Origin of the sequence: Streptomyces sp. NPDC001985 (assembly GCF_040296845.1) — a bacterium.
In the GTDB taxonomy this organism is placed as follows: Bacteria; Actinomycetota; Actinomycetes; order Streptomycetales; family Streptomycetaceae; genus Streptomyces.
Genome location: NZ_JBEOYB010000081.1, coordinates 1 through 22,451 on the forward strand (window position 1 = coordinate 1; position 22,451 = coordinate 22,451).

The window sequence follows — 22,451 nt, forward strand, 5'->3', positions numbered from 1 at the left end:
GGGGGGGGGGGGGGGGGGGGGGGGGGGGGGGGGGTGGGGGGGGGGGGGGGGGGGGCGGGGGGGGGGGGGGGGGGGGGCCCCCCCCCCCCCCCCCCCGCGCCCGTGCGACGGTGGGGTGGTGGGGCAGGCGCGCGTCGTGGCTCCGTGGGGCGTACGCCCCGGTCCCGCGCGGGTCACACCAGCGTGAGGAAGCGCACCGGCCGGACCGCCCACTCGTAGTGCTCACCGTTCTGCGCGGTGAAGGCGAAGCCGACCGGCAGACCCCGGTGGAGCGCGGCGACCGCCTGGACATAGCCGGACGGGCCGCTGTCGCGGTGGTCGTCGAGCGCGCCCAGGATGGCGTGCCGGTCGCGCGGGGCGAGCCGGCCGGCGCAGCCGCGCACGGAGTCCCGGAGCATATGGATCGCCCGGCGCGGGCTCTCGGGCACGAACAGCTCCCTGGGTTCGGGGCTGCGCTCGTTCTCGTCCTCGGCGCAGGGCCGGTGGAGGAGGAGTTCGTACCGGAGGCCGGGGCGGACCAGCGGCGGGCCGACCGGCCGGGCGGGGGGTGTTCCCGCGTCCACGAAGGTGGGGAGTTCCTCGGATATCGCCAGGTGGGACGGTGCGAGCATGTCTCGCCTCCTGTCTCTGGGGCAAGTGCCGGGATCGGCCCGTGAGGGCGACGCACAGCGACCGTAGCGCCACGAAGAGCAGGGAGCAACAGTGGGACGTCACACCGTTGCACCGAATCGCGCGCGGAGGGGTCTCCGGCGGTCACGGGCGGGAGCCCCGGGGCGGTGGGGACGGGAGAGGCGGCAGGGGCGACGGACACCCGGCCGGACCCCGCCCGACCGACCGTGCCGGGCCGGGTCGGGTCGGGTCGGGACGGGTCAGACCGGGCCGGGGCCGGAGTCGGGTCAGACCGGGCCGGAGTCGGGCCGGGTCAGATGGTCGAACTCCCCCGCCTTGACCGCGAGAAGGAACGCCCTGAGCCGGTCCACGGGAATGATCAGCACCCGCTCGGGGTCCTCGCTCTCCCGCAGCCTGACCACCCCGCCCGAGCCCGCCAGCTCCACACAGTTCTGGTTGTCGTCCGACCCCGAGAACGACGACTTCTGCCAGTTGATCCGGTCGTCCATCGCGCCCGTTCTCACCGTTCCCGAGCTATCCGGCGCAGCACCGCACGCGACTCGTCCGGGTCGAGCGCCTTCGCCCCGACCGCCTCGAAGAGCACCCGGTAGCGGGCGAGCAGCGCCTCCGCGTCCAGGAAGCCGCTGCCGAAGGCGCTGTCGATCTGCACGGTGTCGAGCTGGGGCACGGTGGCCCCCGCGTACATCACCGAGTGCACCGAGCCGGTGATCTGCGCCGCGAAGGGGACGATCCGCAGGGTCACCCCGGGCCAGTACGAGGCCTCGTGCAGAAACTCCAGCTGCTCGCGCACGACCTCGTCCGCGCAGTACCGCATCCGCAGCGCGGCCTCGTGCACCAGCGACTCGTACCGCATCGGCACCGGGCGGTCGAAGACACAGCGGCGGCCGATCCGGTGCTCCACCCGGGGGCCCACCTCGGCGGCCGGCGGCACGGAGATCCCGCCGAGGATCAACTCCCGCGCGTACTGGCCGGTCTGGAGCAGCCCGGGGATCTGGATCATCTCGATCTGGCGCAGGTGTGTGGCGTGGTGCTCCAGCTCCGCCAGATCCAGGGAGCCGGGCGGCAGCACGCCCCGGAACGCCTCCCACCAGCCCTTGGTCCGCTCCTCGGCCATGCTCGCCAGCGCGTCCACCAGATGCTTGTCGGTCGCCGAGTAGTGGGTGGCCAGCCGGCGCACCCGCTCGGCGCTCACTCCGTACCGGCCCGACTCGATATGGCTGATCTGTGCCCGTTCGCCGCCCAGGAAGGCCGCCGCGGTACTGCCCGACATGCCGGCCCGCTCGCGCAGCTTGCGCAGCTCCGCACCCAACCGCCGCTGCCGGGCGGACGGATAGCTCCTCGGCGGCATGGCGCGCCTCCCCTTCCCCGCTTCCCCGCTCACCGGGACAGGCCCCCGGCTCGCATGTGCGCCCACACTCTGCCACGGTCCACCCGCGCGGGTGCGACGTCCGTCCCACAGGTGCACCGGTCCCGGACCGGCCCTTCCCCGGGCCCGGGCCCGTACCGGACCGGCCCGGAGCATCCCGCGCCGGCCCGGGACCGGGCCCCACCGGCCCCCACCGGCCCACACCGGCCCCGGACCGGCCCCGGACCGGCTTTCGGGGCACCCGCCGCCGTAGGCTCTCCCCATGACGACTGATGCGGTGATCCCGGGGCCCGGCAGGCGGATCGACACCTACGACGAGCTGACGGCCGACCTGGCCGAGGCCGTGCTCGCCCTGCTCGCCGCCGCCGCCGGGGCGGACGGCACCCAGGCCGTCTCCGAACAGGGGCGGCTCCAGTTGCGCGGCGGCCGGCGGGAGGGCGTACGCCATCTTCTGCTCACCACCGACGGCGAGTTGACCGGTTACGCCCAGCTGGAGGACACCGACCCGGTCGAGGCACCCGCCGCCGAACTCGTGGTCCACCCCGAGCGGCGCGGACGCGGCCACGGCCGGGCGCTCGGGAACGCGCTGCTCGCGGCCTCCGGGAAGCGGCTGCGGGTCTGGGCGCACGGCGGGAAGTCGGCCGCCCGCCATCTCGCCCAGGTGCTCGGGCTGACCCTCTTCCGCGAACTGCGCCAGCTGCGCCGCCCGCTGGACCCGCTGGACATCGCCGAGCCGGTGCTGCCGCCCGGGGTCACCATCCGCACCTTCGTGCCCGGCCGGGACGACGCGGCCTGGCTCGCGGTGAACGCCGCCGCCTTCGCCCACCACCCCGAGCAGGGCTCCCTCACCCAGCGGGATCTGGACGACCGCAAGAGCGAGCCCTGGTTCGACCCCGAGGGCTTCTTCCTCGCCGAGCGCGACGGGGAGATCATCGGCTTCCACTGGACCAAGGTGCACGCCGCCGAGGGGCTCGGCGAGGTGTACGTGGTCGGCATCCGGCCCGACGCCCAGGGCGGCGGCCTCGGCAGGGCCCTCACCGCGACGGGCCTCCGCCATCTGGCCGCGCGGGGGCTGCCGGCCGCGATGCTCTATGTGGACGCCGACAACACGGCGGCGGTGACGGTGTACGAGCGGCTCGGCTTCACCACGCACGAGGTGGACCTGATGTACCGCACGGAGTCCTGAGACACGGCCCCCCGGGCCCTCCGGGGCACCCGGGGCGGCCGGGACGGCAGAGGTGGCGGAGGCGCCCGGGACGGCTGGGACACCCGGGTGGGCACGGTCGGTGACCGCGCCCGCCCGGCCCGCCCGGTCCCGGGGCGCCCCCGTCCGGCTTCCCGCACGTCATGTCGTCGTTACCGGGTATTCAGACAGTGCTGCGAACCTCACTCAATGCAGCCCGCTCTGCCCTCCTCCGCCCCCGCCGCCGTGAACGGGAAGATCGTCCGGGCGCGCTCCGACGCGCCCGACGCCCCTTCCGCGCGGAAGAATGGGGGTATGAGTCAGCAGCCCACCGAGGCATCGGTCCAGCACCCCCAGCCGTCCGTCGGTTCGATAGCCGCGCACCGACCGCACACCGTCGCCGCGACGGTCTCCGATCTGGAGCCCGATCTCGACTCCGATCTCGACGGGTACGAGGAGGACGACCGGGGCGGCTCCGGCACCGAGCTGCCCAAGGGCCGCTTCCTCGACCGGGAGCGGAGCTGGCTCGCCTTCAACGAACGCGTGCTCGAACTGGCCGAGGACCCGGCCACCCCGCTCCTGGAGCGGGCCAACTTCCTCGCGATCTTCGCCTCCAACCTGGACGAGTTCTTCATGGTCCGGGTCGCCGGGCTGAAGCGGCGCATCGCCACCGGGGTGGCCACCCGCTCCGCCTCCGGCCTCCAGCCCCGCGAGGTCCTCGATCTGATCTGGACCCGCTCGCGCGAGCTGATGGCCCGGCACGCCGCCGCCTTCCAGCAGGACATCGCCCCGGCCCTCGCCGACGAGGGCGTCCACCTCATCCGCTGGCCGGATCTCACCGAGAAGGAGCAGGCCCGCCTGTTCACGCTGTTCCGGCAGCAGATCTTCCCGGTGCTGACCCCGCTGGCCGTGGACCCGGCCCACCCCTTCCCGTACATCTCCGGGCTCTCCCTCAACCTGGCCGTCGTGGTGCGCAACCCGGTCAGCGGGCACCGCCACTTCGCCCGGGTGAAGGTCCCGCCGCTGCTCTCCCGCTTCCTGGAGGCGTCGCCGCAGCGGTACGTCCCCCTGGAGGACGTCATCGCGGCCCATCTGGAGGAGCTGTTCCCCGGCATGGAGGTGCTCGCGCACCACATGTTCCGGGTGACCCGCAACGAGGACCTGGAGGTCGAGGAGGACGACGCGGAGAACCTCCTCAAGGCCCTGGAGAAGGAGCTGATGCGGCGCCGCTTCGGCCCGCCGGTGCGCCTGGAGGTCGAGGAGTCCATCGACCCGTACGTCCTGGACCTGCTGGTCCGCGAGCTGAAGGTGACCGACGCGGAGGTCTATCCGCTGCCCGGGCCGCTGGATCTGACCGGTCTCTTCGGGATCGCGGCGCTGGACCGGCCGGAGCTGAAGTTCCCCAAGTTCATCGCCGGCACCCACCGCGACCTCTCCGAGGTCGAGTCGGCGTCCGCGCCCGACATCTTCATGGCGCTGCGCGAGCGCGATGTGCTGCTGCACCACCCGTACGACAGCTTCTCCACCTCCGTACAGGCGTTCCTGGAGCAGGCCGCGGCAGACCCCGACGTACTGGCGATCAAGCAGACCCTCTACCGCACCTCCGGCGACTCCCCGATAGTCGACGCCCTGATCGACGCGGCCGAGGCCGGCAAGCAGGTGCTCGTCCTGGTCGAGATCAAGGCCCGCTTCGACGAGCAGGCCAACATCAAATGGGCGCGCAAGCTGGAGGAGGCGGGCTGCCATGTGGTGTACGGGCTGGTCGGTCTCAAGACCCACTGCAAGCTCTCGCTGGTGGTCCGCCAGGAGGGCGAGACCCTGCGCCGCTACTCGCACGTCGGCACCGGCAACTACCACCCCAAGACGGCCCGGCTGTACGAGGACCTGGGCCTGCTGACCACCGATCCGCAGGTCGGGGCGGACCTCTCCGACCTCTTCAACCGGCTCTCCGGATACTCCCGGCGCGAGACCTACCGCCGGCTCCTGGTCGCCCCCAAGTCGCTCCGGGACGGGCTGGTCGCGCGGATCAACAAGGAGGCCGCGCACCACAGGGCCGGGCGGCCCGCCTATGTCCGCATCAAGGTCAACTCGATGGTGGACGAGGCGATCATCGACGCCTGCTACCGGGCCGCGATGGCGGGCGTCCCGGTCGACATCTGGGTGCGCGGCATCTGCGCCGTGCGCCCCGGTGTCACCGGGCTCTCGGAGAACATCCGGGTGCGCTCCGTCCTCGGGCGGTTCCTGGAGCACTCCCGGATCTTCTCCTTCGGCAACGGCGGCGAGCCCGAGGTGTGGTTCGGCAGCGCCGACATGATGCACCGCAACCTCGACCGCCGGATCGAGGCCCTGGTCCGGGTCACCGACCCGGCCCACCGCGCCGCGCTCACCCGGCTGCTGGAGACCGGGATGTCCGACACCACGTCGTCCTGGCACCTGGGCCCGGACGGCGCCTGGACGCGGCACGCGCACGACGCGGAGGGCCAGCCGCTGCGCAATGTCCAGGAGATGCTCATTGACGCCCGGAGGCGAAGGCGTGCTCAATCCTGAACTGTCCCGGGTGCCCGCACAGGCCCGGGCCTCCACGGCGGCCCCGGCCGCCGATCCGGCGGCGGGCGCGCTCGCCGGTTATCTGCACGCCCGTGCGGGTGACTTCCTGCGCAGTCTGCGGCTCCACGCGGAGAGCGGCGCGGACACCGCCGGCACGGCGGAGGCCGCCCGCGCCCTGCGGATCGCGGCCCGCCGCATCAGCGGGACCCTGCACACCTTCCGGCCGCTGCTGGACCCGGTGTGGGCGGACGGGCTGCGGGGGGAGCTGGCGTGGCTCTCCACCGCGCTCGCCCAGGAGCACGCCTGTACGTCACGGCTGAACCGGCTGGTGGAGGCGCTGGCGCGGCTGTCCGGAGCGCCGTCCCCCGGGGCCGGCGACCCCGGAAGCGGCGGCACCGTCGGCGCTCCGGGTTCCGGTTCCGGTGCGGGTCGCGCTTCCGGTCCGGGTTCCGGTTCCGGTTCGGGTTCCGGTTCGGGTTCCGGGGGCCGTTCCGGGGGCGGGGCGCTCTCCGTGGGGGCCGCGCGCGCCGCCGCGCTGCTGGAGCGGCAGCTCACCCTGGCCAGGACCCGGGCCCACTCCGCCGCGCTCCAGGCGCTGGGCTCGGCCCGCTTCCACGCGGTCGCGGACTCCGTCGCCCTCCTCGCGTCCGAGCTGCCGCTCGCCCCCGCCGCCGGCCCGCTCCTCAGCTCCGCCGAGACCGCCGAGCGGCGGCTGCTCGACGCGGTGGCGGCGCTTCCGCTGGCCCGCGCGGGACATCCGTACAACGCGGAGGCCCTGGTGCACGGCCTCGCCACGGCGGCCGAGGAGGCCCAGGACGCCCCCTGGCACCGGGTCCGCGCACTGCTGCGGCTGCACCGGTACGCCCTGGAGGTCACCGGACCGGCCGGTGACCCGGTGCTCGGCCGGGCGGGGCTCCTCCTCGACCGCCACCGGGACGCGGCCGAGGCCGCCGCCGCTGCCGCCGCCGCGGCCCGCACCCCGAGGATCGCCCCGGCGACGGCGTACGCCCTGGGCGTGCTCCACGCGGACCAGCGCCATGAGGTGGAGGCCGCCCGGTTCGCCTTCCAGGAGGTCTGGCGGGGCTCCGCCGTGACGGGCGCCCCCGGGACCGATGCCGTCGAGACGGGTGGAGGCCACCGGTGACACCGGGTCCGGACGAGACCGTACGAGCGGCGGGGTGTGTGCTGTGGCGGCCCGCGCCCGACGGCGGCGGCGTGGAGATCTGCCTGGTGCACCGGCCGAAGTACGACGACTGGTCGCATCCGAAGGGCAAGCTCAAACGCGGCGAGACGGCCGTGCGCGGCGCCCTGCGGGAGGTACTGGAGGAGACCGGCGCGACCTGTGTTCCGGGCCGGGAGCTGCCCACCGTCCGCTACCCGGTCGAGGGCCGCCCCAAGGAGGTCCGCTACTGGGCCGCGCGGGCCACCGGCGGCACCTTCGCCCCCAACAGCGAGGTCGACACGGTGGTGTGGCTCTCCCCCGCCGCCGCCCGCGCCCGGCTGACCCGGGAACGGGACCGGGAGCCGGTGGCGGCGCTCCTGGACACCCTGCGCCCGGCCGCGGGACGGGACCGGCGGGGCTGACGCCCGGCGGGCTCCCGGAGCCCGTCCACCCCCGGGCGGCACCCGGACACCCGTACACCGGGCACCCGCCATCCGGTGTACGGTCGCGGATCATGCCCGTACGCCATGGATACGCCCAGGACCGCGGCGCCCTGCCCGCGGGGCTCCCGGGCTCCGGGGAAGAGATACGCCCGGCCCGCTGAGCCGGAGGCCGAGGGACCGCCGGAAGACCGCCGGAGGGCCTGCCGAGGAACCCGCCGGAGGACCGCCGGAGGACGCCCGCTCGCGCGGAAGCCGTCCCGGCGCGGCGGAAAGACGCCCGGCGCGGGTCCGGCGGAGGGCGGGCACCCAGCCGCCCGACACGGTTCACCTGGCGTTCACTCGCCCCCGTGGGCGGCTTCACCTGATCTGCTTAATTTCGGCCTTACGAGGTAACCGGCACACGGCCGGCCCCCACCCCCGACACACGCCGTCACCCAGAGCTTCCGGAAACGGGCGCTCGCACGGCTTCTGGAAGGAACACCCGAAAGTGAAGCTTCAGCGCAAGAACGGGCTTCGCGCCACCGCGCTCGGCGCCCTCGCCGTCTCCGGCGCCCTGGTCCTCACGGCGTGTGGTTCGGACGACAACGCCTCGGGCAGCGGCGCCAACGACGGCAAGACCAGCGCCGCCTCGAACATCTCCTGCGAGGGCGCCAAGGGCAGGCTGCTCGCCTCCGGCTCCAGCGCGCAGAAGAACGCGATGGACCTGTGGGTCAAGAACTACATGGCCGCCTGTTCGGGCGTGGAGATCAACTACAAGTCGTCCTCGTCCGGTGAGGGCATCGTCGCCTTCAACCAGGGCACGGTCGGCTTCGCCGGCTCCGACTCGGCGCTCAAGCCCGAGGAGGTCGCCGAGTCCAAGAAGATCTGCAAGGACGGCCAGGGCATCAACCTGCCCATGGTCGGCGGTCCGATCGCGATCGGCTACAACCTCTCGGGCGTCGACGACCTGAACCTGGACGCCGCCACCATCGCCAAGATCTTCAACGGCAAGATCAAGAAGTGGAACGACCCGGCCATCGCCAAGCTCAACGAGGGCGCGTCGCTCCCGGACAAGGCGATCCAGGCGTTCCACCGCTCCGAGGACTCCGGCACCACCCAGAACCTCGGCAAGTACCTGGGCGCCACCGCCGGGGCCGACTGGCCCTACGAGGCCGAGAAGAAGTGGCCCGCGCCCGGCGGCCAGGCCGCCTCCGGCTCCTCCGGTGTCGCCGCCCAGGTCAAGCAGGTCGACGGCTCGATCGGCTACTTCGAGCTGTCGTACGCCACCTCGCAGTCCATCCCGACCGTGAGCATCGACACCGGCGCGGCCGCCCCGGTCGAGGCCACCTCGGAGAACGCCTCCAAGGCCATCGCCGCCGCCAAGGTCAAGGGCACCGGCAAGGACCTCGCCCTGGAGCTGGACTACACCACCAAGGCCGAGGGCGCCTACCCGATCGTCCTGGTGACCTACGAGGTCGTCTGCGACTCCGGCAACAAGCCGGAGACCCTGGACACCGTGAAGTCCTTCCTCACCTACGCCGCCGGCGACGAGGGCCAGAAGGTGCTCTCCGGCGCCGGCTACGCCCCGATCCCCGCCGAGATCAACGCCAAGGTCCGCGAGACCGTCGCGGGTCTGAAGTAACCCGGGCGGGCGGACGGGGGCCCGACCGCCCCCGTCCGCCGCCCCATCCGGTGCACCGCCGCCGGGGGAGCCGCCCCGCTCCCCTCACACAGACCGGAAAGACCATGGCATCCACCACACCCATAGACTCCCCTCCCCCGCCCTCCGCGCCGCTGCCCCCGGCCACCGGGAAGAAGAGCACCTCCACCGGCCGCGCGGGCGACAAGATCTTCCTCGGCCTCTCCCGGGGCTCGGGCATCCTGCTGCTGGTGATCATGGCGTCGATCGCCGCGTTCCTCAGCTACCGCGCCGCCATCGCCATCTCGAAGGACGAGGGCAACTTCCTCACCACCTTCGACTGGAACCCGGCCGGTGACCCGCCGGTCTTCGGCATCGCCGTCCTGCTCTTCGGCACGGTCGTCAGCTCCATCGTGGCGATGGTGATCGCCGTTCCGATCGCGGTCGGCATCGCGCTCTTCATCTCCCACTACGCGCCGCGCAGACTGGCCGCGCCCATCGCCTATGTGGTCGATCTGCTGGCGGCCGTCCCCTCGATCATCTACGGCATCTGGGGCGCGCTCTTCCTCGTGCCGTACCTCGAAGGGCTCAACCTCTGGCTGGACGAGTTCTTCGGCTGGACCTACATCTTCGAGAAGACCGAGATCGGCGTCGCCCGCTCGCTCTTCACCGTCGGCATCCTGCTCGCGATCATGATCCTGCCGATCGTGACCAGCGTCAGCCGGGAGGTCTTCCTCCAGGTCCCCCGGATGAATGAAGAAGCGGCCCTGGCGCTCGGCGCCACCCGCTGGGAGGTCATCCGGATGTCGGTGCTCCCCTTCGGCCGCTCCGGGGTCATCTCCGCCTCGATGCTGGGCCTCGGCCGGGCGCTCGGCGAGACCATGGCCGTCGCCACCGTCCTCTCCCCGAGCTTTGTGATCTCGCTCCATCTGCTCAACCCGGGCGGCGGCACCTTCGCCCAGAACATCGCGGCCAAGTTCGACGAGGCCAATGAGCTGGGACGGGACGCGCTGATCGCCTCCGGGCTCGTGCTGTTCATCCTCACCCTGCTGGTCAATGGCGCGGCCCGCCTCATCATCGCCCGCCGCAAGGAGTACTCGGGGGCCAACGCATGATCCAGACAGCCATACAGGACCGCCCCACCCCCACCCCGCCGCCCACCCGCGAGTCCACCCTCAGCAGCCGCTCCCTGCCCCGCTGGGCGCCCGCCGCCTTCGCGGCCGGCGCGGTCGCGCTGGGCTGCGGGCTCGGCGCGGTGGCCGGCTGGGAGAGCAGGACCCAGTGGGGCCTGGTCTCGGCCCTGTTCTTCGTCGCCATCTCGTACGCGGTCACCACCGCCGTGGAGAACAAGCGGCAGGCCAAGGACCGGCTGGCGACCAGCGTGGTCTGGGTCTGCTTCATCCTCGCCGTGGTCCCGCTGTTCTCGCTGATCTGGGTGACCGTGAGCCGGGGGATCAAGGTCCTCGACGGGTACTTCCTCACCCACTCCATGGCCGGGGTGCCCGGCTTCGAACCGGGCGGCGGGGTCTACCACGCGATCCTCGGCACCCTGGAGCAGGTGGGCCTGGCGACCGTGATCTCGGTGCCGCTGGGCCTGCTGACCGCGATCTACCTGGTCGAGTACGGCCGGGGCGCCCTCGCCAAGGCCGTGACCTTCTTCGTCGACGTCATGACGGGCATCCCGTCGATCGTCGCCGGTCTCTTCGTGCTCTCGATCATGCTGATGTTCGGGCTGGCCCCCTCCGGGCTGATGGGCGCGCTGGCACTGGCGATCCTGATGATCCCCGTGGTGGTCCGCTCCACCGAGGAGATGCTGAAGCTCGTCCCCAACGAGCTGCGCGAGGCATCGCTCGCCCTCGGTGTGCCGAAGTGGCGCACGATCCTGAAGGTGGTCATCCCGACCGCGCTCGGCGGGATCACCACCGGAGTGATGCTCGCCATCGCGCGCATCGCCGGTGAGACCGCCCCGATCATGCTCCTGGTCTTCGGCAGCCAGCTGATCAACGCGAACCCGTTCGAAGGCGCCCAGTCCTCGCTCCCCTTCTACATCTGGGAGCAGTACCGGGTCGGCAGCGAGGCGTCGTACGACCGCGCCTGGGCCGCCGCCCTGGTCCTGATCGCCTTCGTCATGATCCTCAACCTGGTGGCCCGCGGCATCGCCCGCTGGAAGGCCCCGAAGACCGGCCGCTAGCGGCCTCCTGGAAGTGTGAAGAAGATGGCCAAGCGAATCGACGTCAGCGGACTGACGGCCTACTACGGCACCCACAAGGCGATCGAGGACATCTCGATGACGGTGGAGCCCCGCTCGGTGACGGCCTTCATCGGCCCCTCCGGCTGCGGGAAGTCCACCTTCCTGCGCACCCTCAACCGGATGCACGAGGTCACCCCCGGCGGCCGGGTCGAGGGCAAGGTGATGCTGGACGACGAGAACCTGTACGGGTCGAACGTCGACCCGGTCGCCGTGCGCCGCACGGTGGGCATGGTCTTCCAGCGCCCCAACCCCTTCCCCACCATGTCGATCTTCGACAATGTGGCGGCGGGCCTGCGGCTCAACGGCTCCTACAAGAAGACCCAGCTCGCGGACATCGTCGAGAAGTCCCTGCGCAGCGCCAACCTCTGGAACGAGGTCAAGGACCGCCTCAACAAGCCCGGCTCGGGCCTCTCCGGCGGCCAGCAGCAGCGTCTGTGCATCGCCCGCGCCATCGCGGTCGAGCCCGATGTCCTGCTGATGGACGAGCCCTGCTCCGCCCTGGACCCGATCTCCACCCTCGCGATCGAGGACCTGATCAGCGAGTTGAAGGAGCGGTTCACGATCGTGATCGTGACCCACAACATGCAGCAGGCGGCCCGGGTCTCGGACCGCACCGCCTTCTTCAACCTGGCGGCGGTCGGCCAGCCGGGCCGGCTGATCGAAATAGACGAGACGGAGCGGATCTTCGCCAACCCGTCCGTCCAGGCGACCGAGGACTACATCTCGGGCCGCTTCGGCTGATCCCCCCTCGGGGCACCCGCCGGCTGCCCCCACCAACGTCTCGCGGTGCTGCATGGCGGTGCCACCGCAAGACGCAGGGCCCGCCCCCTCTCCCAGGGGGCGGGCCTTCCGCGCTCCCCGCCCGCCGCGCTCCCGCCCCACTGCGCGTACGCCGGCGGCACCGAGAAGGACCGCACATGCCTGGACGCGGCCCGGCAGACGGCTGCTGAACGGCCCTCAGACCGCACGAGGCGTTACACCCCACCCGGGCTCCCGGAGGTCCCGCGGCCCGGCAGAGGCTCGCACCCGGCGGGCAGCCGACATGGGGAAGCTCAGGGGCCGGGGCGCTGCGACTCGTCGTACGGCCCACCGCTGGGGGCGGCAGGCGGTACCGCCCCTTCCGGCCGCCCGGCGGCCCGGGGTCAGCCGAAGACCAGCCAGACCACGCCGTAGCTCATCGCCGCCACCGCGCCCGCGGCCGGCATGGTGATGAACCAGCCCAGGACGATGTTCTTCGCGACTCCCCAGCGGACCGCGTTCACGCGCTTGGTCGCGCCGACGCCCATGATCGCGGAGGTGATCACATGGGTGGTGGAGATCGGGGCGTGGAAGAGGAAGGCGGAGCCGAACATGATCGACGCGCCCGTGGTCTCCGCCGCGAAGCCCTGGGGCGGGTCCAGTTCGATGATCTTGCGGCCCAGGGTGCGCATGATGCGCCAGCCGCCCGCGTAGGTGCCGAGGGAGAGCATCACCGCACAGGCGATCTTCACCCAGACCGGGATCGCGTCACCCTGCTGTTCCACATCGGCGATGACCAGGGCCATCACCACGATGCCCATTGTCTTCTGCGCGTCCTGGAGGCCGTGGCCGAGCGCCATCGCCGCCGCCGACACCGTCTGGGCGATACGGAAGCCGCGCTTGGCCTTGTGCGGGTTGACCCGGCGGAAGATCCACATGATCGCGACCATCACCAGATAGCCCGCGACCAGCCCGACCAGCGGTGAGACGAACATCGGGATGACGATCTTCTCCAGCACCCCGGACCAGATCACCTCCGTGCCGCCGGCCAGCGCCGCCCCCACCATCCCGCCGAAGAGGGCGTGCGAGGAGGACGAGGGCAGACCGAAGTACCAGGTGACGAGGTTCCACACGATCGCGCCCAGCAGCGCCGCGAAGAGGATGCCCATCCCCTTGCTGCCCTGGGGGGTGGCGATGAGCCCCTCGCTGACGGTCTTGGCCACGCCCTGGCCGAGGAAGGCGCCCGCGAGGTTCATCACCGCGGCCATCGCCAGCGCCGCCTTCGGCGTCAGCGCCCGGGTGGAGACCGAGGTCGCGATCGCGTTCGCGGAGTCGTGGAAACCGTTGGTGTAGGTGAATCCGAGCGCGACACCAATGGTCACGATCAGGGCGAAGGTGTCCACGAGCGTCAGGACTCCTTGACCGCGATGGTCTCCACGGTGTTCGCCACGTGCTCGAAGGCGTCGGCGGCCTCTTCCAGCACATCCACGATCTGCTTGAGCTTGAGCACCTCGATGGCGTCGTACTTCCCGTTGAAGAGCGTCGCGAGCAGCCGGCGGTGGATCTGGTCGGCCTGGTTCTCCAGCCGGTTGACCTCGATCCAGTACTCGGTCAGATTGTCCATGGTCCGCAGGTGCGGCATGGCCTCGGCGGTCAACTCGGCCGCGCGGACCAGGACCTCGATCTGCTGCTCGACTCCCTTGGGCAGCTCCTCGACCCGGTAGAGCACAACCAGGTCGACGGCCTCCTCCATGAAGTCCATGATGTCGTCGAGGGACGACGCGAGGCGGTAGATGTCCTCACGGTCGAACGGTGTGATGAACGAGGAGTTCAACTGGTGGAAAATGGCATGGGTGGCGTCGTCGCCCGCGTGTTCCGCCGCCCGCATCCGTTCCGCGATCTCGGCCCGCCCGGAGGCGTCCGCCCCGAGCAGTTCCATCAGGAGCTTGGAGCCCGTGACGATGTTGTCCGCGGACGCGGCGAACATGTCGTAGAAGCTCGTCTCCCTGGGGGTCAGACGAAATCGCACGTGGGGTCCTCGGGTGCTCTGGGTTCGGACAGGCTGATGCTAGGCGCATTCATCCGGCCACGGCCAACCGGCATTCCTCAGTGTCGCCCATCGAGGGCGCGGATGAGCAGGGGCCCCTCACACACGGGCACCCCTTTCTCTCGCGATTCGGTACCATATACCCGTGAGGGGTATATGCCCGCTCACTTTGAGCAGATCATTTCCGGACAGCACCGAGAGCACCCCCAGCACACACCAGAGCACGGCCCGCAGGACAACCCACAGCGCAGAACGCAGGACAACGGGAGGACGCGATGACGACCACCGAGGCGGCCGGCCCCCCGGTCACCGGCACCGCCGCAACGGCGGCGGGCACCGCCCCCGCCACCGACCACGATCACGGCGTGCACGGCTACCACCACCAGAAGGACGAGCACCTCAAGCGGCTCCGCCGGATCGAGGGCCAGATCCGCGGCCTCCAGCGGATGGTCGACGAGGACGTCTACTGCATCGACATACTCACTCAGGTCTCCGCCTCCACCAAGGCCCTCCAGTCCTTCGCGCTCCAGCTCCTGGAGGAGCATCTGCGGCACTGTGTCGCGGACGCCGCGGTCAAGGGCGGCAATGAGATCGACGCCAAGGTCGAAGAGGCCACCAAGGCCATCGCCCGCCTGCTCCGCACCTGAGCACCTGAGCACCTGAACGCCCGAGCACCTGGAAACCCGGACACCCGGGCCGGGGCGCCGGCTCCGCTCCCGGCCACCGGCCCGGCCCACGGAGGACCCTGATCGCGGGACCCGGCCCGCGGAGGACCCGGCCCACGGACCACCCGGCCCGCCGCACCGGACCGCCGGGAGAGCCCGCCCGCGGAGGGCCGGGGCGCACCGTCGCCCCGGCCCCGCCCGCGGTCACCCCTGCCGGATCTGCCGGAGCTGTGAGGTCTCCTGAATCTGCCGGGCCGACCGTTCGGCCGCCACCTTCAGCACCTCGTCGATACGGTCGAAGCTGAGCCGCTCCCCGTCCGTCGCCGACGCCGCGATGATCAGATCGCCGCACAGCTCGATCTCGGCGAGGGCCACGTGGTCCTGTACCAATGTCGTACTGGGCGGAGCCACGTGCATTCACCTCTTCCTGCCGGAACCGGCTTCCTAGCGTAGGGAGTGACGCACGGGGAGCGCATGGCACGTCCGGACCATTTAGCCCCTGATTCTTCCGGCGTAAATATCTCCGCGCGCGGGCAGGCGCACGGCGACCGGCGCCCCGAAGTCGTACAGCAGCGTCTCCGAGACGACCGCGACGCTCCCCCGGCCATTGCCGAAGTGGAAGCGGTGACGCAGCTTCCGGACCCGCCCCTCGTCGTCGAGGTACACATCGAAGGGCACGGCGTCCCTGGCGAACCCTTTCGCCGCCGCCGCCAGCGAGGCCCGCACATGCGGCGCGGCGACCCGGGCCGCCCGCGCGATGTCGGCGCCGCCCCGGAAATGGCGCACCGCCACGCCCCCGACCGTCGTCCGGCCCACCGGGGACACGTCCCGCGCGCTGCGCAGCAGCTCCGCGGCGGCCAGCGGATCGGTCGCGCCCCCGGTGACCAGGTTCCCGTCCGCCAGCGAGGCCGTCTCGACCCGCACCCACTTGTCGGCGGGCACCCCGGCGCCGCGGTTCTTCATGTACAGCGCCCCGGACGTCATCAGCTCGGTGACCGGACTGCGGTCGTCCGTCCCCGCCGGGTCCTTCGGCAGCACGACCGTGAGCCGGCCCTCGCGCCGGGCGAAGTCATAGCCGCCCTCGCCCCGGATCGTCACCCGCGTCCCCCCGGCGGCCGTCTCCATCGACGTCCGCACCCGGGCGCTGCCCGCCGCCACGAGCCGGTCCGCCGCCGCGCGCACCTCCTCGGCCGCGCCGTCCGCCACCCGCCCGGCCCGCCCCTGGCCCTGTACGGAGCCGGGCCCCGGCCGGTCGCCGTCCGCGCCGCCGTCCCGCCCGCCGGCGGAGCAGCCACCGGCCGCCACCGCACCCAGGACGGCCGCGACGACGGCGACCGCCGCGCCCCTGCTCCTGTGCTGCTGCACCACCATCGCCTGCCAACCCCCAACACCGAACCGCTGTTTCCCAAGACCTCCGCCCGCCCCGCCTAACGAGAACCCCGGCCCGCCGTCACGCGGGCGCACCGGGCGCGCCCCGGCCCAGTACGGTGGAACCGTGCTTCCGCAAGACGCCCAGGACCCCGCTCCGGGACCGCATCACCCGACCCATCACACGACCACCGCCGAACGCGGCTCCTTCGCCGTGGCGCGCTGCTCCTGCGGCTGGGCGGGCCCGGCCCGGCGCTCGCGCGAGAGAGCCCGCGCCGACGCCCGGTCGCACGCCCCGGAGCCCGCGCCCGCGCCGGCACCGGCCCCGGCGCCCGCGCCGGCCGCCCCCGGGCACTGAGCGCGGAACCGGCCCGCCCGTGGAGCCGTCTCGTCCACCAGGACGCCCTCGGGAGGCCCAGATGGACCGGCGCGCACTGCTCACCACCGCGGTGGCCCTCACCGCGACCGCCTGCACCAGCGGCGGCGGCAGCGGGGGCGACGGGGCCGGCACCGGCAGCCGGCCGGGCGCCCCGGCCCGGACCACCCCGGCCCCCGCACCACCCCCCGCGCCCCGCACCTCCCGGGCCCCCGACTGGAACGCCCTCGCCCGGAGCCTGGACGGGCGGCTGATACGCCCGGACGACGCCGACTACCCGGCCGCCCGCCAGCTCTACAACACCCGCTTCGACACCCAGCGCCCCGCCGCCGTCGCCTATGCCGCCGGCGAGGACGACATCCGGGAGTGCCTCGCCCACGCCCGCGCCCACGGCGTCCCCGTCTCCATCCGCGGCGGCGGCCACTCCTACGCCGGGTGGTCCTCCGGCACCGGCCGGCTCGTCATCGACGTCTCCGCCCTCGACCGGGTCGCGGCCGACGGCACCATCGGCGCCGGCGCCCGGCTCGCCGACGTCTACCGCACCCTCGCCCGCACCGGCCGCACCCTCCCCGCCGGCTCCTGCCCCTCCGTCGGCATCAGCGGCCTCACCCTCGGCGGCGGACAGGGCGTCACCTCCCGCGCGTACGGACTGACCTGCGACAGCCTGCTCTCCGCCACCCTCGTCACCGCCGCCGGCACCACCCTGACCACCAGCGCCGACGAGCACCCGGAGCTGTTCTGGGCCCTGCGCGGCGCGGGCAACGGCAACTTCGGCGTGGTGACCGCGCTCCGCTTCCGCACCAGCCCCGCCCCCGCCGCCGTGACCGGCCGGATCAGCTGGCCCTGGCCGAGGGCGGCGGCCGTGCTGGCGGCCTGGCAGCGCTGGGGCCCGGACCAGCCGGACGAGATCTGGTCATCGGCCCATCTGGGCGCCGCACCCGGCGGCGCCGCGCCCAATATCTCCGTGGCGGTCTGCTCCCTGGGCACGGAGGGCGAGCTGAGCACCGCCCTCGACCGGCTCATCGACCGGGCCGGCGCCCCGGCCGGACCCGTCTCGCTGCGGCGGCGCGGCCATCTGGACGCCATGCTCGGCTACGCGGACTGCGCGACGCTGAGCCCCGAGCAGTGCCGGCTCCCGGGCACGGTCCCGGGCCGCTCCCGCGCGGGCGCCCTCCAGCGGGATACGTACGCCTCCGCCTCCGACTTCTTCGACCGCGACCTCCCGGCGGACGGGATACGGGCGCTGCTCGCCGCCGTCGAGTCGTTCCGGGACCTCCCGGCCGGGCAGGGCTCGGTCTCCCTGACGGCGCTGGGCGGCGCGGTCAACCGGGTGGACCCCTCGGCGACGGCCTTCGTCCACCGGCGCTCGCGGACCCTGGCGCAGTACATCGCCTCCTGGCGGGCGGGCACCCCCGGCGGACACCAGCGGGCCTGGCTGGGGGAGACCCACCGCGCCCTGCGCCCGCACGCGTCGGGCGCCGCGTACCAGAACTACCCCGACCCCCGGCTGGCCGACTGGCGGCGGGCGTACTACGGACCGGCGGCGGACCGCCTCACCCGGCTGAAGCGGCGGTACGACCCGGAGCGGGTCTTCGACTTCCCGCAGGCGCTGTAGCCGTACGGGAGGTCCCGTAGCCCATACGGGGGTGTCCGGATGGCCGGGGCGGCGCGGGGGCGGTGCCCTTGTTCACAAGGGGGTGTTCAGCCGAACGCCCAGCCGCCCGCTCCGGGCACCCGACCGAGGACGTCCCGCCATGAACCGACCGATGGGCCGAGCCGCGCGCCGCGGCGGCCGGATAGCCGTGCTCGCCGCCACCGCGGCCCTCACCCTCGCGCTCCCCCTCGGGAGCGCCGCCACCACCGCTTCGCCCCGGGAACCCGCGCCGAGCGCGGCCAGGCCGGAGGGCCCGATAGAGAGCTCGCTCTCCGTCGCCGGGACGGGCGCGATGGCCGCCGGAGCCACCGTCATGATCGTCCGCCGGCATCAGCGCCGCAGCCGCAACAGCCGGCGCTGACCACCGGGCCCGCCCGCACGGCACCCACGACAGCGGTGAGCCCGCCGCGCCACTCCCGGGACGGGAGAAACGCGACGGGCTCGGCTTCCACGCGACGACCCGGCGGTCCGCCGCTGAAGAGGTTCAGGCGGCGAGATCCCGCTCGCCGCTCCCCTCGACCCTCTGCTCCGGAACGCCCCTGGCCCCGGAGCGCTCTCCGCCCGGACCGGGCAGCGGCTTCTTCGACCGTACGAGCACTCCGGCCCTCGACCCGGCGATCGCCGACACCAGCGGGGTCAGCAGCGCCATCGCCAGGGGCGCGAGCAGCAGGGTGACCGCCGTGCCGAGCGCGAAACCGCCGATGACATCCGTCGGGTAGTGGACGCCCATGTAGATCCGGAGGAAGCCCTCCAGGATCGCCAGCCCGAGCGCGGCGAAGCCGAGCTTCCGGTGGGCCAGGAAGATGCCGACCGCGATGGCCATGGCCATGGTGGAGTGATCGCTGACAAAGGAGTAGTCGGTCTTGCCGGAGACCAGGACTTCGAGCCCCTGGTGGTCGACGAAGGGGCGCGGCCGTTCCACGAAGCCGCGGATGGGGATGTTGACCACCACCGCGGCGGCGGCGGCGAGCGGCGCCCAGACGAGCCCGGTGACCGCGGCCACCGAGTCCTCGGCGGTGCCGATGCGGCGCACGCTCCACCACGACCAGAGCCCGATGACGACGAGCCCGAACATGATGCCGTACTCGCCGACGAAGCCCATGATGCGATCGACCCACGGCGGGGCGGCTTTGGACAGGCCGTTGATGTCGTAGAGCAGATTGAGGTCGGCGCCCGACCCTCCGCTCGCTTCCGCGAGGAGAAGCCCCGTCCTTGGCTCCGCGAGGGGAATCCCCAGTGCGAGTCCAGCCATCTGCTACGGCCCCTTGCCTCTTATCGCCCTGAACTGCTCGGTGTCCGCGTCATCCGCGTCTGCGTCTACAACTACGTCTGCGTCCGCTTCCGCTTCCGCCCGGTCGCGGTCGTCTCTGCGGTCGCGGCCGTCTCCACGGCCGCGGCGCGGTGGAGCCGCGCCGCCACCACCGCCCCCGCCGGGGGGCGGCACGGCCGCTCCGTCCAGGGAACGGCCCGGTCGCCCCCGACGTTCCTCTCTCCACCGAACGATCACCATGACGTTATCGAAGAGAAATACGTCGCCGCAGCTCAGGGCCGTGGCTCACCAGAGGCTTTCCAGCCATCCGGAACGCCGGGTCAGACCTCCGGAGCCGGCGTGGGAAGCGCCTTCGCGCCATCCTCGGTGACCCGGGTGGCCCCGAAGTAGTCCGGAGTGTCGATCTTGTCGAAGCGGATCACAGCCCCGGTACGGGGAGCGTTGATCATATATCCGCCGCCGACATAGATGCCGACGTGCCGGATCGCCCGGGAGTTGGTGAGGTCGTCGGAGAAGAAGACCAGATCGCCGGGGAGCAGCTCCTCGCGGGCCGGGTGCGGTCCCGCGTTGTACTGGTCGTTGGCCACCCGGGGCAGCTCGATGTCCACGGTCCGGTACGCGGCCTGGGAGAGCCCCGAGCAGTCGAACCGCCCGCCCTGCGCCGCGGTGCCGGTGCCGCCCCACAGATACTTGGTGCCCAGCTGCTTCTGCGCGAACTCGATCGCCCCGGCCGCCTGCCGCGAGGGGTCGACCCGGCCGATGGGCTTGGCGAAGCTCTTCTCCAGCGAGCGGATGATCTTCACATAGTTCTGTGTCTCGCTGTACGGGGGGACGCCGCCGTACTTGATCACGGCGTACGGGCCCGCGTTGTAGGCGGCGAGCATGTTGCTGGTGGGGTCGCCCGGCGCCTTCTTCACATAGCCGGCCAGCGCGCAGTCGTAGCTCGCCGCCGACGGGATCGCGTCGGCGGGGTCCCAGACGTCGCGGTCCCCGTCCTGGTCCCCGTCGACTCCGTGGGTGGCCCAGGTGCCGGGGATGAACTGGGCGATGCCCTGCGCCGCCGCGTGGCTCTGCGCGCGCGGGTTCCAGCCACTCTCCTGGTAGAGCTGGGCGGCGAGGAGCGCCGGGTTGATCGCGGGGCAGAGGTTGCCCCATTTCTGCACCAGTGACTGGTACCGCGCGGGGACGGCGCCCTTGGCGAGCCCCACGGCCCCGTTGCGGCCGTCGGCGGCGCCGCCGAGGAGACCGGCGGCGGCGGTGAAGGCACCGACCACGAGCAGTCCGACGAACAGCAGGGCCATCCCGGCGGACAGCCCCGCGATCCACCACGCCTTACGCACCGTCAACCGCCCTTCACCCCTGGGGAGTACGCCGCCCTGCGTCAGTGTAGGTGGGGGAAGGGTGATTCAGGAGGTGGACGAAGGGGACAGCGGAAGGGGTGTCCACGGCCCTCCCCGGGCGCGGGCCTCTCCCGTAGCGGCCCCGCCGGGCCCGGCCCGACCGCTACGGCTTCCTCCCCACCGCCCCGAACATCGCCACCTCGGCCGGCGGCTCCGCCCCTTCCCCCCGCCCGGCCCGGGGGCGCCAGCGGGAGCAGGAGACCAGGCCCGGTTCGAGCAGTTCGAGACCCTCGAAGTACCGCTCGACGGCCTCGGGGGTCCGCTGGGTCAGACGCGGGGTGCCGTGTTCGTTCCAGAAGGCCACCGCCGCGTCCACATCCGGCATCGACGGGCTGGTGATCGTGTGCGAGAGGACCAGATGGCTCCCGGACGGCAGCTCGGCCATCAGCCGGCGCACGACGTCGTACGACTGCTCGTCGTCCTCGATGAAGATCACCACCCCGAGCAGCATCAGCGCGACGGGCCGGGAGAGGTCGAGCGTCTCGGCCGCCCGCTCCAGGATGGCGCCCGCGTCGCGCAGATCCGCGTCGAGATAGTCCGTGCGGCCCTCGGACGTACTGGTCAGCAGGGCCCGGGCGTGACTGAGGACCAGGGGGTCGTTGTCCACGTACACGATCCGCGCGTCGGGCGCGGCCCGCTGGGCGACCTCGTGGGTGTTGTCGGCGCTCGGCAGCCCCGTGCCGATGTCGAGGAACTGCCTGATCCCGGCCTCCGCCGCGAGATGGTGCACGGCCCGCCCGAGAAAGAGCCGGTCGGCCAGGGCGTAATCCCCGATACCCGGATGGATCGACCTGATCCGGTCCCCCGCCTCCCGGTCGACCGGGTAGTTGTCCTTGCCGCCGAGCCAGTAGTTCCAGATGCGGGCGGTGTGGGGGCGCGTGGTGTCGATCCGGAGGCGTATGTCCTCGAGTCCAGTCACGCCGGACACGGTATCCAAACGCATCCCTCCGGAGAGCCGTTGCGCACGATATCGGCCCCGCGCACGCCCCAAAGCGGACACGGCGCGCCCGAAACGTGAGGAGCACCCCAAAGGTGGAACAACGACAGTCATTGCCCGGAGTCACGCAGCGTGATACACAGAGTGACGGTACGGGCTCCTCATCATGATCCGAACCACTTCTCCGCAGGTCAGGACAAGTGGCATCGGTCATACGTGCGGAGATCGGGTAAAGAGACCCGCCAAGTCGGCATACGAGGGCGGTTTCATCAGCGAAGATAGAAGAGATGGCCCATGCCGAGGGGCAAGGGCAGCGAACAACCCGACAGGGGCGGTGAGTTACACATGATCCTGGCAGCCGAAAAGGGCGATATCACCACCATCATTGGCGGAATCGCTCCAAATTGGGGGCCTTTCGGAGGCCTGGGGAACGAGGCCCGGGTGATGATCGAGGTAGTGATGGCCGTGGCCATCCTGCTCTGCCTCGGCATCGCGATCTGGGGCGCGGCCAAACAGCGGATCGGCGCGACCGCGCTGCGCGACACCTTCAGCGCGGAACAGGGCAAGGGCCTGATCGTCGCCGGTCTGACCGGCGTCTTCATCATCGGGTCGCTGGGAACCGTCTTCACCATCGTGTACGGGATGGCCGTCTGACCCCACCACCTCACCCCCATCCCACCGGTCCCCACCTCCTCCCCGCGTGCCCGGCCCACCCTCAGAGGTTGCGTCTCCCCGATGTCCAGTCACCACACCGCGCCCGCGCGGACAGCAGCGCGACTACCGTCGTCGTATGACT

The 22,451-nt window shown here is 72.3% G+C and carries 22 protein-coding genes; 12 read left to right on the plus strand and 10 right to left on the minus strand.

Annotated features, from left to right (window positions below):
• Positions 1-173: 173 nt before the first annotated feature.
• The 3 genes from ABT122_RS28215 to ABT122_RS28225 all read right to left on the minus strand — a co-directional run bounded on the left by ABT122_RS28215 (position 174) and on the right by ABT122_RS28225 (position 1,978).
• Entirely contained in the window at positions 174-611 is a 438-nt protein-coding gene (locus tag ABT122_RS28215) for a hypothetical protein (protein ID WP_351558035.1), read from the minus strand.
• A 285-nt stretch (positions 612-896) separates the two neighbouring features.
• A complete protein-coding gene (locus ABT122_RS28220; RefSeq protein ID WP_351558037.1) occupies positions 897-1,133 on the minus strand; it encodes a DUF397 domain-containing protein in 237 nt (78 codons plus the stop codon).
• The gene (locus tag ABT122_RS28225) at positions 1,130-1,978 is read right to left on the minus strand and encodes a helix-turn-helix domain-containing protein (protein ID WP_351558039.1); all 849 of its coding nucleotides are present in this window, start codon (positions 1,976-1,978) and stop codon (positions 1,130-1,132) included. Before ABT122_RS28225 ends, ABT122_RS28220 begins: the two co-directional genes overlap by 4 nt.
• A 280-nt stretch (positions 1,979-2,258) precedes the next feature.
• Between ABT122_RS28225 and mshD the strand changes: the two genes are divergently transcribed.
• From mshD to pstB, 8 genes are all read left to right on the plus strand, one after another.
• Entirely contained in the window at positions 2,259-3,182 is a 924-nt protein-coding gene (mshD, locus tag ABT122_RS28230) for a mycothiol synthase (RefSeq protein WP_351558041.1), read from the plus strand.
• Positions 3,183-3,494: 312 nt separating this feature from the next.
• Positions 3,495-5,726, plus strand: coding sequence for an RNA degradosome polyphosphate kinase (locus ABT122_RS28235; protein ID WP_351558043.1), 2,232 nt, complete (start codon positions 3,495-3,497; stop codon positions 5,724-5,726).
• Complete coding sequence (locus tag ABT122_RS28240) at positions 5,692-6,870, plus strand: CHAD domain-containing protein (RefSeq protein WP_502976219.1); 1,179 nt, start codon at positions 5,692-5,694, stop codon at positions 6,868-6,870. Before ABT122_RS28235 ends, ABT122_RS28240 begins: the two co-directional genes overlap by 35 nt.
• The gene (locus tag ABT122_RS28245; RefSeq protein ID WP_351558047.1) at positions 6,867-7,310 is read left to right on the plus strand and encodes an NUDIX hydrolase; all 444 of its coding nucleotides are present in this window, start codon (positions 6,867-6,869) and stop codon (positions 7,308-7,310) included. The genes ABT122_RS28240 and ABT122_RS28245 overlap by 4 nt, the downstream gene beginning before the upstream one ends.
• A 508-nt stretch (positions 7,311-7,818) precedes the next feature.
• The gene (gene pstS / locus ABT122_RS28250; protein ID WP_351558049.1) at positions 7,819-8,952 is read left to right on the plus strand and encodes a phosphate ABC transporter substrate-binding protein PstS; all 1,134 of its coding nucleotides are present in this window, start codon (positions 7,819-7,821) and stop codon (positions 8,950-8,952) included.
• Between the two features lie 104 nt (positions 8,953-9,056).
• Entirely contained in the window at positions 9,057-10,064 is a 1,008-nt protein-coding gene (gene pstC, locus ABT122_RS28255) for a phosphate ABC transporter permease subunit PstC (protein ID WP_351558051.1), read from the plus strand.
• A complete protein-coding gene (gene pstA, locus ABT122_RS28260) occupies positions 10,061-11,140 on the plus strand; it encodes a phosphate ABC transporter permease PstA (protein ID WP_351558053.1) in 1,080 nt (359 codons plus the stop codon). Before pstC ends, pstA begins: the two co-directional genes overlap by 4 nt.
• Before the next feature lie 24 nt (positions 11,141-11,164).
• Positions 11,165-11,941 carry a phosphate ABC transporter ATP-binding protein PstB gene (gene pstB / locus ABT122_RS28265; protein WP_351558055.1) on the plus strand — a complete coding sequence of 259 codons (777 nt, stop codon included), beginning with the start codon at positions 11,165-11,167 and terminating at the stop codon, positions 11,939-11,941.
• Positions 11,942-12,342: 401 nt separating this feature from the next.
• Here the strand turns inward: pstB and ABT122_RS28270 are convergent, their stop codons facing one another.
• Positions 12,343-13,341, minus strand: coding sequence for an inorganic phosphate transporter (locus tag ABT122_RS28270; RefSeq protein ID WP_351558057.1), 999 nt, complete (start codon positions 13,339-13,341; stop codon positions 12,343-12,345).
• Between the two features lie 5 nt (positions 13,342-13,346).
• Positions 13,347-13,967, minus strand: a complete 621-nt coding sequence (locus ABT122_RS28275) for a DUF47 domain-containing protein (RefSeq protein ID WP_351558059.1) — start codon at positions 13,965-13,967, stop codon at positions 13,347-13,349.
• Positions 13,968-14,260: 293 nt separating this feature from the next.
• On the opposite strand from ABT122_RS28275, the gene ABT122_RS28280 reads away from it, so the two are divergent.
• Positions 14,261-14,632: a metal-sensitive transcriptional regulator gene (locus ABT122_RS28280; RefSeq protein WP_351558061.1), complete on the plus strand. Its 372-nt coding sequence runs from the start codon at positions 14,261-14,263 to the stop codon at positions 14,630-14,632.
• 222 nt (positions 14,633-14,854) lie between these two features.
• On the opposite strand, the gene ABT122_RS28285 is transcribed toward ABT122_RS28280, so the two are convergent.
• Positions 14,855-15,067 (minus strand): hypothetical protein, encoded by a 213-nt coding sequence (locus ABT122_RS28285; RefSeq protein WP_351558063.1) that lies wholly within the window; start codon positions 15,065-15,067, stop codon positions 14,855-14,857.
• A gap of 75 nt (positions 15,068-15,142) precedes the next feature.
• Positions 15,143-16,021, minus strand: a complete 879-nt coding sequence (locus ABT122_RS28290) for an SCO4651 family lipoprotein (RefSeq protein WP_351558064.1) — start codon at positions 16,019-16,021, stop codon at positions 15,143-15,145.
• A 416-nt stretch (positions 16,022-16,437) separates the two neighbouring features.
• On the opposite strand from ABT122_RS28290, the gene ABT122_RS28300 reads away from it, so the two are divergent.
• The gene (locus ABT122_RS28300; RefSeq protein WP_351558068.1) at positions 16,438-18,009 is read left to right on the plus strand and encodes an FAD-binding oxidoreductase; all 1,572 of its coding nucleotides are present in this window, start codon (positions 16,438-16,440) and stop codon (positions 18,007-18,009) included.
• 139 nt (positions 18,010-18,148) lie between these two features.
• Positions 18,149-18,409: a hypothetical protein gene (locus tag ABT122_RS28305; protein WP_351558070.1), complete on the plus strand. Its 261-nt coding sequence runs from the start codon at positions 18,149-18,151 to the stop codon at positions 18,407-18,409.
• 123 nt (positions 18,410-18,532) lie between these two features.
• Here the strand turns inward: ABT122_RS28305 and ABT122_RS28310 are convergent, their stop codons facing one another.
• The 3 genes from ABT122_RS28310 to ABT122_RS28320 all read right to left on the minus strand — a co-directional run bounded on the left by ABT122_RS28310 (position 18,533) and on the right by ABT122_RS28320 (position 21,661).
• The gene (locus ABT122_RS28310) at positions 18,533-19,300 is read right to left on the minus strand and encodes a phosphatase PAP2 family protein (protein ID WP_351558072.1); all 768 of its coding nucleotides are present in this window, start codon (positions 19,298-19,300) and stop codon (positions 18,533-18,535) included.
• Between the two features lie 338 nt (positions 19,301-19,638).
• On the minus strand, positions 19,639-20,619 hold the full coding sequence (locus tag ABT122_RS28315; RefSeq protein ID WP_451069205.1) for a C40 family peptidase: 981 nt from the start codon (positions 20,617-20,619) through the stop codon (positions 19,639-19,641).
• A gap of 202 nt (positions 20,620-20,821) precedes the next feature.
• Positions 20,822-21,661 carry an SAM-dependent methyltransferase gene (locus ABT122_RS28320; protein ID WP_351558074.1) on the minus strand — a complete coding sequence of 280 codons (840 nt, stop codon included), beginning with the start codon at positions 21,659-21,661 and terminating at the stop codon, positions 20,822-20,824.
• A 339-nt stretch (positions 21,662-22,000) separates the two neighbouring features.
• Here ABT122_RS28320 and ABT122_RS28325 point away from each other — a divergent pair, with 339 nt between their 5' ends.
• Positions 22,001-22,309 carry a DUF8827 family protein gene (locus ABT122_RS28325; RefSeq protein WP_153482055.1) on the plus strand — a complete coding sequence of 103 codons (309 nt, stop codon included), beginning with the start codon at positions 22,001-22,003 and terminating at the stop codon, positions 22,307-22,309.
• The last annotated feature ends 142 nt before the right edge of the window (positions 22,310-22,451 follow it).

Excerpts from the sequence above, each read along its gene's own strand:
- ABT122_RS28215 (WP_351558035.1), bottom strand. The coding sequence starts at position 611 with ATGCTCGCACCGTCCCACCTGGCGATATCCGAGGAACTCCCCACCTTC.
- ABT122_RS28225 (WP_351558039.1), bottom strand. The coding sequence starts at position 1,978 with ATGCCGCCGAGGAGCTATCCGTCCGCCCGGCAGCGGCGGTTGGGTGCG.
- mshD (WP_351558041.1), top strand. The coding sequence starts at position 2,259 with ATGACGACTGATGCGGTGATCCCGGGGCCCGGCAGGCGGATCGACACC.
- ABT122_RS28235 (WP_351558043.1), top strand. The coding sequence starts at position 3,495 with ATGAGTCAGCAGCCCACCGAGGCATCGGTCCAGCACCCCCAGCCGTCC.
- pstC (WP_351558051.1), top strand. The coding sequence starts at position 9,057 with ATGGCATCCACCACACCCATAGACTCCCCTCCCCCGCCCTCCGCGCCG.
- pstA (WP_351558053.1), top strand. The coding sequence starts at position 10,061 with ATGATCCAGACAGCCATACAGGACCGCCCCACCCCCACCCCGCCGCCC.
- pstB (WP_351558055.1), top strand. The coding sequence starts at position 11,165 with ATGGCCAAGCGAATCGACGTCAGCGGACTGACGGCCTACTACGGCACC.
- ABT122_RS28280 (WP_351558061.1), top strand. The coding sequence starts at position 14,261 with ATGACGACCACCGAGGCGGCCGGCCCCCCGGTCACCGGCACCGCCGCA.
- ABT122_RS28285 (WP_351558063.1), bottom strand. The coding sequence starts at position 15,067 with ATGCACGTGGCTCCGCCCAGTACGACATTGGTACAGGACCACGTGGCC.
- ABT122_RS28290 (WP_351558064.1), bottom strand. The coding sequence starts at position 16,021 with ATGGTGGTGCAGCAGCACAGGAGCAGGGGCGCGGCGGTCGCCGTCGTC.
- ABT122_RS28300 (WP_351558068.1), top strand. The coding sequence starts at position 16,438 with ATGGACCGGCGCGCACTGCTCACCACCGCGGTGGCCCTCACCGCGACC.
- ABT122_RS28305 (WP_351558070.1), top strand. The coding sequence starts at position 18,149 with ATGAACCGACCGATGGGCCGAGCCGCGCGCCGCGGCGGCCGGATAGCC.
- ABT122_RS28310 (WP_351558072.1), bottom strand. The coding sequence starts at position 19,300 with ATGGCTGGACTCGCACTGGGGATTCCCCTCGCGGAGCCAAGGACGGGG.
- ABT122_RS28315 (WP_451069205.1), bottom strand. The coding sequence starts at position 20,619 with ATGGCCCTGCTGTTCGTCGGACTGCTCGTGGTCGGTGCCTTCACCGCC.
- ABT122_RS28320 (WP_351558074.1), bottom strand. The coding sequence starts at position 21,661 with ATGCGTTTGGATACCGTGTCCGGCGTGACTGGACTCGAGGACATACGC.
- ABT122_RS28325 (WP_153482055.1), top strand. The coding sequence starts at position 22,001 with ATGATCCTGGCAGCCGAAAAGGGCGATATCACCACCATCATTGGCGGA.